A 9,649-nucleotide genomic window follows, 5' to 3' on the forward strand; every position below is an offset into this window, starting at 1 on the left:
AGGAAAATCGTGATCACAAGGCCCGCCACGAGGAACGCCGGCCACAGCAAGGCAAGCGCGGCCAACCCAACTCCTCCGCTGCGTCCGACCAGTCCTACGATGGCCAGCGGCGCAACGAACAGCAACATGCCGAACAGCGGAAACAGTGGCGCCGTAAAGTACGCCTGATACCGCCTCAGCACATAGCGCACCGCAGCGCGCAAGCTGCCGCGCTCGTGACGTGTCACCTGGAGTGCGATCAGCCGCGTGATGACTCCTCCGAAAAAGGCCCACACAAGGTCGACCCACAGCGCGCAGGCCAGTAAGAACGCCAGACCCACGAACGTAAGTCCCGGCTCGAATAGTTGCCTGAACGGACCGGTTACGTTGAACCAGGCCGACAACACGGGCACGTCGGCACGAGCGGCAAATCGAGGAGGTTCAAAAATCGTATCGGCCGGACCCGCCATTCCCAGCGGGGCCCGTTTCATTTCTTCGACGGAAGCGCCCGGCTCGGGATCATCGCCGCGCGGCCAATGGCCATAGGCGCCAATCCACTGGACGAGTTGCTCGTTGCCACTGGCGGAGAACATCTGGCCAATCCCCCACCAGCCGACAACCGTCAAAACAACAGCCAACGCGCCGAGAGCCAGAATTCTCGCTTGGATTGCCAGGCGGATCGCGCGCAACAGAGCCAGCCAGGGAAAAAGCTCGTTCCAGGCGACCACGCGTAGCGTACCACGATCATCGGACATAAGGAGCAAACTCCGAAGGAGCGGCGACTTTTACGCCGCGTGATTTCACCGGGTGCGCATGCGTCTATATAGTAACGCTAGCCTGGAAATTGAACCAGCGGAGCCTTGCTGGACGGGTACAAAAAACGAGCGGTTGTCCGCTAGAACTGCCTCTAGCGTTTACCCTAATCAGAGATTCTGGCAGGGAATCGGACAGCAGGTCTAATAATCAGACTTCAAGTCGTCCGACGGTTCCTGTTCGGGCTCAAACGGCAAACCATAACTCTCGTCGAGCCATCGGCCCAAATCGACTTGCCGGCAACGCGAACTGCAAAACGGCATCGCCTGGGATTCGCCAGACTCGAATACGCGATTGCAAATGGGACAGCGCACCAGGGCCATTGCCGCACTCTCAGGCTGCAGAATTCAGTCGCCGGACTTCGATTTCTTGCTACTCTTGTCGCCAGACGAACCCTTCTCGCTCGACGAACTTTTGCTTTCGGACGATTTATTGTCTGAGCTTTTCGAGTCGCTGGCGGGCTTGTCTGCCGCGGCGCGCTTTTTGTACGAATCGCTACGGTAGTCGGTAGTATAAAAGCCCGATCCTTTGAAGACGATCGCGGCGCCTGTGCCAAACAATCGCCGCAACTTTTGTTTGCCGCATTTGGGGCATTTCTTCTTCACGGCGTCGTTGATCCCTTGAAACAATTCAAAGGCGTGGCCGCAACCATCGCACACATAATCGTAAGTGGGCATAGGCGTCCGTCAAACCTCTCAACCAGAGGATGGTTCGCTTGGCAAGTCTGTCGGCGCGCGGTCACATTCCGCCGCGCCCAACGTCGTTAGTTCGATGCGGCCGGCGCGGCCACGATGACCTGCGCCGGACGAATCACGCGATCGTGCAACTGATAACCTTCCTGCGTCACCATCAGCACTGTATGGGGAGGGAATTCCGTCGTCGGTTGCTGCAAGATGGCTTCGTGCAAATGCGGGTCAAAGGGCTTGTGCAGGGCGTCGATGCGAGTGCAATTATGTTTCATCAACACATTATCTAACTGCTGCTTGACCAGCTTGAATCCCTCCAGAAGACCTCCGCCTTCGGTCGACTTTGCGGCGGCATCGATCGCGCGGCCAATGTTGTCCAGCACGGGCAACAGATCGCCGAGTAACCGCAGGTCCGCATAGCGGCGTTCGTCATCCAACTCGCGGCGGGCCCTCTTGCGATAGTTATCCCACTCGGCTTGCAAGCGCAACGCGCGATCCTTGGCTTCGTGCAACTGAGCGCGAAGTTCCGCGGCATCGCCGCCCCCGGCGTCGGCGTTTTCACCGAGCATCTGATCGTCGCCGAAAGGCACCGAAGGTGCCAAATCGTCGGCGTCTCGTTCACTATTGTGTTTGTTATCACACATGAAATTTTGCCTCGGTGATCAGCGTATGCCAGAAATGCCTGGGCACACTTTGATGACGTCTTGTCTTGATTAATCGTCGACCTGGGCGCCGTCCTCAGGAACGAAGTACTTCCGCAGCTTCTCGAAGAAGCTCTGGCGATGTGGAGTGACGTTGGCACGCTCTTCCTCGGCCAACTCACGCAACAGTTCTTCCTGTCGCGGCGTTAGGGCCGTGGGGACTTCGATATGTATCTGCACGAGCAAGTCTCCCTTACCACGTGCATGCGGGGCCGGCATACCACGACCTCGCAGGGTAAACACTTCGCCCGTGGCGGAGCCAGCAGGTATGTCGAGCTCCTCCTTGCCATCCAGGGTCGGCACGTCGATTACGGCACCGAGCGCCGCTTGCGAGAATGTGATCGGCACCTGACAGATCAAATTGCGTCCGTCGCGCCGAAAGAGGGGGTGCTCCTTGACGTGCAGGAAGCAATAACAATCGCCGCGTTGACCGCCGTGCGGATCCGGATCGCCTTCTGCCGACAATCGCAGCCGCACGTCGTTGTCTACGCCCGCCGGAATCTGCACCTCGCGCGTGACCTTCTGCCGCACGTAGCCTTGGCCGCGACAGCTCGTGCAGGCCTCGCGAATGATGCTGCCGGCACCATGGCACGAAGGGCAGGTCGTCTGCATGCGAAAGATGCCGGCTGACTGCACGACCTGACCACGGCCACCGCAATATTGGCATGTCTCGGGCTTGGTCCCTTTGCGAGCACCGCTCCCTTCGCACGTTGTGCATTGCTCGTGTCGCTCGAATTGAACCGTTTTGGTAACCCCGCGGGCGGCCTCCAATAGGTCGAGCGAGACGTCACAGCGAACGTCGCCTCCTTTTGTGGATCGACGTCCCCCACGGCTGCGTCCAAACAGGTCGCCTAATACACCGTCGCCGAAAATACCACCGAAGGCTTCGAAGATATCGTTGACGTCATTAAAGTGGGGTGCCCCGCCACTGGCACCATCAATCCCGGCATGGCCGAACCGATCGTAGCGCGACCGCTTGTCGGAATCGCTGAGGACTTCAAATGCCTCGGCAGCTTCCTTGAACTTACGGACCGCGTCCTCGTCTCCCTGATTCTTGTCGGGATGAAACTTGATCGCCAGCTTGCGGTACGCGGCCGAGATCTGTTTGTCCGTGACGGTACGCTCGACCCCAAGGACCTCGTAATAGTCGCGTTTCTTGGCCATAGTTACCATGGCGCCTTCGCCGCCTCGCAACAGCCTAGAGCGCAAAACGGGCCGCCCCACAACTGAGGCGGCCCGTATTTTTAATGGCAGATGAAACGCAGAACAGGTCATGCGGCAGGCGTTGGCAAGAGCAATTCACCTGGCGACATCATTTCCTATTCTGCATTTTTCCGTTTGTTATCGCACGCTTCCTTCGACGCGGTGCTTGCCCTTCTCTTCCTTGTCGAGGTTAGTAACGAGCGCCTCGGTCGTCAACATCAACGCCGAGATGCTGGCCGCATTCGAGAGCGCACTGCGGACAACCTTCAAGGGGTCGATGACGCCCGCCTTGAACATGTCAACATACTCTCCTTTGTTGGCATCGTAGCCGATGTTGGCAGCCTTGCGACTGACCTCGTCGACGACGACCGAACCGTCGATGCCGCAGTTATCCACAATCTGCTTCATCGGAGCTTCCAACGCGTGCAACACGATATCGACGCCGATCTTCTCGTCGCCGCGGGCCGAGCCACGGACCTTCTCCACAGAGTCGTGGCATCGCAGTAGGGCGACACCACCACCGGGCAGAATGCCTTCCTCGACTGCGGCACGCGTGGCGTGCAGCGCGTCCTCGACGCGGGCCTTCTTCTGCTTCATGTCGGCTTCGCTACTGGCACCAACCGAGATGATTGCTACGCCACCGGTGAGTTTGGCCAGGCGCTCCTGGAACTTCTCACGGTCGTACTCGCTCTCGGTGGCCTCGATTTGGTTGCGAATCTGCTGGATGCGGGTCTTGATCTCGTCCGGCTTGCCGGCACCCTGCACGATCGTGGTATCGTTCTTGTCGACCTTGATCTGCTTGGCGCGACCGAGATGCTCAAGCCCGAGATTTTCGAGCTTCAGACCCAGGTCTTCACTAATGAGCGTGCCGCCGGTGAGGCAGGCAATATCACCCAGCATCGCCTTGCGGCGGTCGCCGAAGCCCGGCGCCTTGACTGCACAGATATTGAGAATGCCACGCAACTTATTGACTACCAAAGTTGCCAGAGCCTCGCCCTCGACATCCTCGGCAATGATCAACAGCGGCTTGCCGGCCTGACTTGTCTTTTCCAACAGGGGGATCAGCTCGCGGAGGTTACCGATCTTCTTTTCGTGGATCAGAATCAAAGCATTTTCCAACAAGCATTCCATCTCGGCTGGCTTGTTGATGAAATACGGCGAGATGAACCCCTTGTCGAACTGCATGCCCTCGACCAGCTCGAGCGTGGTCTCGGTCCCCTTGCCCTCTTCGACGGTGATCACGCCGTCCTTGCCAACCTTTTCCATGGCGTTGGCCAACAGGTCGCCAATCGTGCGGTCGTTATTGGCGCTGATCGACCCGACCTGGGCAATCTCCTCCTTGCTGGACACGGGCTTGCCGAGCGACCGCAAGTGCTCAATCGCTGCCTCGACGGCCTTGTCGATTCCGCGGCGGACGGCCATCGGATTGCTGCCAGCGGCGATGTTGCGGGTGCCTTCCTTGAAGATGGCCCGGGCCAAAACCGTGGCGGTCGTTGTGCCGTCCCCGGCGATGTCCGACGTCTTTGAGGCAACTTCGTTGACGAGCTTTGCACCGAGATTCTCGAAGTGATCTTCGAGATCAACTTCCTTGCTTACGGTGACACCGTCTTTCGTCACGGTCGGACCGCCGAACGACTTGTTGATGATCACGTTTCGGCCAGTCGGCCCCATCGTAATGGCCACGGCGTTAGCCAACTTCTCGACGCCCTTGAGCAGCTTGGCTCGGGCGTGATCTTCGAACAGCAATTGTTTAGGCACGTTGACGGTTCCTTCGCGATGTGTTGGTGTTATCCAAATGTAGCCAGCTGCTCGCCGCGCGTCATAGACGCTGCCACGGCGCAGGCAAACTGCCTACCAGTTAGGGTTTTAGCTCACAACCTTGGCCAGGATGTCGGTCTCGCGGAGGATCTTCACCTCGCGCCCATCCAGCTCAATCTCGGTTCCGGAGTACTTGCCATAGATCACTTCGTCTCCGACGGAGACAGACAGCGATCCGCGATTTCCGCTATCCAGCAGCTTGCCCGGTCCGACAGAAACGACCTTGCCACGTTGTGGTTTCTCTTTGGCCGTTTCCGGCAGCACGATGCCGCCTGCGGTTGTGTGCTCTGCCTCGCGAGGCTCAACAACGACACGATCGTCCAGGGGACGAAGCTTAACGTTTTTCATAATTCACTTTCCTTATGCGATTGATCTTATATGTGTCGATGCGCTCGTCTGCCGGCCTTTTGACCGGCAGCGCTCTTGGGCCAGCAGGCAACTACATGCCCATGCCACCCATGTCCATGCCGCCCATGCCACCCATACCTCCCATGCCGCCTCCCATTCCGCCCATGCCACCCATACCGTGGTCGTGGGCGTGATGATCGCCACCCTCTTCCTCTTCCTTAGGAATCTCGGTCACGAGCGATTCAGTGGTTAGCAGCAGGGCAGCGACACTGGCGGCATTTTGCAGTGCGGTCCGCACGACCTTGGCCGGATCGATGATCCCAGCCTCGACCAGATCGCAGTATTGCGCCTTGTCGGCGTCGTAGCCCTCGTTCTTACCCTTGAGCTGACGCACACGATTGACGACTACGGCACCGTCGACGCCGGCGTTATCGGCGATCGCGCGGAGTGGGTAATCGAGCACATTGCGAATGATGCGGGCACCGAGGGCCTCATCACCAGTCAGTTCCAGCTTGTCGAGCGCCTTCTCGCTGCGGATCAGGGCAACGCCGCCGCCCGGAACGATACCTTCTTCCAAGGCAGCCTGCGTGGCGGCCTTGGCGTCCTCAAGCAATGCCTTGCGCTCTTTCATCTCGGTCTCGGTTGCTGCACCGCAGTTGATCTGTGCGACACCGCCGGCCAGTTTGGCCAAACGCTCTTGCAGTTTCTCGCGATCGTAGTCGCTGTCGGTGACACCGATCTCGCGACGGATTTGCTCGGCACGGCCGTCGATGTCGGCCTTCTTGCCAGCGCCGCCAACGATGGTCGTGTTCTCGGCGTCGATGATCAGTTTCTTCACACGTCCGAGATCGCTGATCTTGACGGCATCGAGTTGAATCCCCAGATCCTTGAAGATTGCCGTGCCACCGGTCAAAACCGCCAAATCGCCCAGCATCGCCTTACGGCGATCGCCGTAGCCCGGCGCCTTGACGGCTGCCACGTTGAGAATGCCGCGCATCTTGTTCACCACCAAGGTGGCCAACGCTTCGCCTTCGACATCCTCGGCAATAATCAACAGCGGCTTGCCGGCCTTGCTAATGGCCTCCAACAACGGCACCAGGCTTTTGGCACTGGAGATCTTTTCTTCGTAGATCAGGATCTGACAGTTCTCAAGCTCGACCGTCTGCTTATCCTGGTTGGTGACAAAATGCGGCGAGAGGTAGCCACGATCAAACTGCATACCCTCGACCACTTCAACCGTGGTCTCAGAATGCTTGCCTTCTTCAACGGTGATCACCCCGTCCTTGCCGACTTTCAGAAAGGCGTCGGCTAAGACTTCGCCGACACTGCTGTCGCCGTTGCCCGCGATCGTGGCGATTTGCTTGATCTCGGTCTTGTTCTTCTCGTTGATTGGGGTGGCCAGCTTCTTGACGGCCTCGATGACCGCATCGGTTGCTTTGTGAATGCCGCGGGACAGTGCCATGGGATCGGCACCAGCGGCAATCATCTTCAGGCCCTCACGGAAGATGGCTTCGGCTAGAACAGTGGCAGTCGTTGTTCCGTCGCCTGCAACGTCGTTGGTCTTGCTGGCGGCTTCTTTAACGAGCTGCGCTCCGAGGTTCTCGTACGGATCCTCGAGTTCGATGTCTTCGGCGACGGTCACACCGTCTTTGGTAACCTTGGGTGACCCCCAACCCTTATCGAGGACCGCGTTACGGCCTCGGGGGCCTAGCGTACTACGCACCGCTCGGGCAAGCTTTGCAACACCTGCCAACAATGGCTGGCGTGCCTCGTCGTCGAACACCATCTGTTTTGCCACAGCGGGTTTCCTCCTGTTGGGCGATTGAGAATCAGGGACGCTGCCACCGTCGTCATACCCGACACACAGCTCGGAGCATGGTGTAGGGGCAGTCCCGGGATAGTTTTGGCTCTGTGTTTTGCGTCTGCCAATTCGGGCGCGGCCAATATTGGCAGACAGCGATTCGCTGCGCACTCAAAGCAAGGCGTGTGCCAAACGCGAGAAGCGATCGCATAAGGCCAAATATGTTAATGCGTTACGACGTTTCCGACACACTGAGAGGCAGCATGCATTCGCGTGGCACGCCATGAAGTGCCATTTTGGCAGGAGTTTCTGGCAGTTTGCCATTCTCTCATTCGTGCGGATACATGCCCGTTGGCATCACCGCCAGGACCGACCGGGCCGCCTGCCACAGAACGATTGTCTCCCAGGTTTTCTGGCCGCTGTCCGTGCGACATGTCAAGGGGATGCATTTTTGAGGCGGATTGACTCGACAAAGCACGTCGATGCGTGACGAGCATGCCAGATTCAAGCGCAAGATTGGCGAGCGACAGTTGGGTCCCAGCGACCTTTTTTCGACGAGTCGCGTTGCGTGGACGGTTGCAGCGAATGCGTCAGTGCGTGTCCGACGGACGCAGTCAGCCGGTCTAGCGGCTTGGAACTCGACATGGGGACATGCCTGTTTTGCAACGAGTGCGTCACGGCCTGTCCTACGGGCGCCGTCCGATTCACGTCCGAGCATCGCCTGGCTGCGCGCAATCGTGAAGATCTGATCGTGCGCAGTGGTCAAACGTTCGAATTAGCGCGACCACTGGAGCAAAAAATGCTGCGGCTGTTTGGTCGCTCGCTAAAACTACGCGTCGTGAGCGCGGGGGGGTCGCAATGCCTTCGAGGCCGATATCAACGTGCTCGGTACGATCGTTTTCGACCTCGGCCGCTTCAGGATTAAAGTAGTCGCGTCGCCGCGTCATGCCGACGGCGTAGTCGTGATTGGACCTGTGTCGCAAAACATGAAGTTCGCGCTCGAAAAAACGTACGAAGCCACACCAGCGCCAAAAATTGTGATTGCGATCGGCGTTTGCTCCATCGCGGGCGGACCTTTCCGGGACCATCCCGAGCTGAACAACGGTTGCGACGGGATCCTGCCAGTTGACTTATACATTCCCGGCTTCCCACCGCACCCGATTACGATTCTCGACGGCCTGCTGCGACTCTTAGGTCGCCTGGAAGAAACGCCCGACAGCAGGCAGCCTAAAGCCTCGGCGCGGTAGACCGGCGGGCTGGATTACCCAGCATTTCTTGCACGCCGATTGATATCGATCCAGCAGCTACCCATTCAGGTTCTGGCGATCGCCGCGGTCCACATCGGAAGCAGGTCGACTCGGGTGCTCGCCATTGGTACTGGCCTCGGGCGGTCCATTTCGCGGCAGACTAACCGGCTTGAGAATCTCGGCCATTTTGATGGCCAGGGTGCTGAACTCGCGCGGGTTAGTTGGCGCGTAAACCAAGCGAACGTTGGCATCAGACGGGGGAGCCTGTGGATCGACCGGCACCGTTACCTGATGATTGTGCAAACTATACACGGCATAAAGCACCTCGATCTCCCAACGTCCGGCTTGCTCGATTTCCTGCCGTAAATCAAAGGCAGCCTGCGCCGCGTTAAGGCACACGGCCGTTTCAATCAAAGCTTCGCGATAGCCCGGCATGTCGCGAGCCTCGGGGCCCCAAACCTCTTTCAGTCCGTTGGCCGACTCGCGCACCGCGACAAAGATTTTGTGCAGAATCGATCGCAACGAGCGCGACGTGGCGCGGGACCAGAACTTCATCGGCCGCAGGTACGCGTCGACGGCGCCCGTTACCGCGCCACAACCGCTATGCCCCAGCATGACCACGACCTTGACGCTCTCCGAAAGCGAATTGACGGCGAAATCGATGCTCCCCAGGCAGACTTCGCCGAGCACGTTACCGGCCACACGAATCACGAACAGGTCGTTGAATCCCTGACCAAAAATCATTTCCGTCGGCACACGCGCGTCCGAGCAGCCCACGACTACGGCGAACGGGGCTTGCTTGGGCATCCCCCCTTCGCGCCTCACCATGCCGACTTCCAAGCCGTTGCACGAAACGACGTAGCGAGGTTCTTCGCCTTTGGTGAGCGTGCTCGAACGGCAGCTCGCCATCCACTTAGTTCGACTTTTGCAGTTTTTAGGGTGCCCGAAACTGGTCTGCGTAAATAGTGCGAGCCTCCGGCACAATGCTTGGGACATCACTCTCAGGCATCGAGCAAGGAGGCTCACGATGGAACTTGTACCCGGTTTTGTGCA

The 9,649-nt window shown here is 58.7% G+C and carries 10 protein-coding genes; 1 reads left to right on the top strand and 9 read right to left on the bottom strand.

What is annotated here, in order from left to right:
• The 8 genes from VGG64_22730 to groL (VGG64_22765) form a co-directional block, all read right to left on the bottom strand.
• The coding region (locus VGG64_22730) for a hypothetical protein (GenBank protein HEY1602436.1) at positions 1-734 on the bottom strand (734 nt) is incomplete at its 3' end.
• A 201-nt stretch (positions 735-935) separates the two neighbouring features.
• The gene (yacG, locus tag VGG64_22735) at positions 936-1,115 is read right to left on the bottom strand and encodes a DNA gyrase inhibitor YacG (GenBank protein ID HEY1602437.1); all 180 of its coding nucleotides are present in this window, start codon (positions 1,113-1,115) and stop codon (positions 936-938) included.
• Positions 1,116-1,139: 24 nt separating this feature from the next.
• Entirely contained in the window at positions 1,140-1,469 is a 330-nt protein-coding gene (locus VGG64_22740; GenBank protein HEY1602438.1) for a zinc ribbon domain-containing protein, read from the bottom strand.
• An 86-nt stretch (positions 1,470-1,555) separates the two neighbouring features.
• Positions 1,556-2,122, bottom strand: a complete 567-nt coding sequence (gene grpE, locus VGG64_22745) for a nucleotide exchange factor GrpE (GenBank protein ID HEY1602439.1) — start codon at positions 2,120-2,122, stop codon at positions 1,556-1,558.
• A gap of 69 nt (positions 2,123-2,191) precedes the next feature.
• Positions 2,192-3,343, bottom strand: a complete 1,152-nt coding sequence (dnaJ, locus tag VGG64_22750; GenBank protein HEY1602440.1) for a molecular chaperone DnaJ — start codon at positions 3,341-3,343, stop codon at positions 2,192-2,194.
• Positions 3,344-3,520: 177 nt separating this feature from the next.
• Complete coding sequence (gene groL / locus VGG64_22755; GenBank protein ID HEY1602441.1) at positions 3,521-5,140, bottom strand: chaperonin GroEL; 1,620 nt, start codon at positions 5,138-5,140, stop codon at positions 3,521-3,523.
• Between the two features lie 108 nt (positions 5,141-5,248).
• Positions 5,249-5,548, bottom strand: coding sequence for a co-chaperone GroES (groES, locus tag VGG64_22760; protein ID HEY1602442.1), 300 nt, complete (start codon positions 5,546-5,548; stop codon positions 5,249-5,251).
• Positions 5,549-5,639: 91 nt separating this feature from the next.
• Positions 5,640-7,334 carry a chaperonin GroEL gene (gene groL, locus VGG64_22765; protein ID HEY1602443.1) on the bottom strand — a complete coding sequence of 565 codons (1,695 nt, stop codon included), beginning with the start codon at positions 7,332-7,334 and terminating at the stop codon, positions 5,640-5,642.
• A gap of 896 nt (positions 7,335-8,230) precedes the next feature.
• Here groL (VGG64_22765) and VGG64_22770 point away from each other — a divergent pair.
• Complete coding sequence (locus VGG64_22770) at positions 8,231-8,596, top strand: hypothetical protein (GenBank protein ID HEY1602444.1); 366 nt, start codon at positions 8,231-8,233, stop codon at positions 8,594-8,596.
• 57 nt (positions 8,597-8,653) lie between these two features.
• Here VGG64_22770 and VGG64_22775 read toward each other — a convergent pair whose 3' ends face one another.
• Positions 8,654-9,505 carry a carbonic anhydrase gene (locus VGG64_22775; GenBank protein ID HEY1602445.1) on the bottom strand — a complete coding sequence of 284 codons (852 nt, stop codon included), beginning with the start codon at positions 9,503-9,505 and terminating at the stop codon, positions 8,654-8,656.
• Between the last annotated feature and the right edge of the window lie 144 nt (positions 9,506-9,649).

The organism is Pirellulales bacterium (assembly GCA_036490175.1).
Classification (GTDB): Bacteria; Planctomycetota; Planctomycetia; order Pirellulales; family JACPPG01; genus JACPPG01.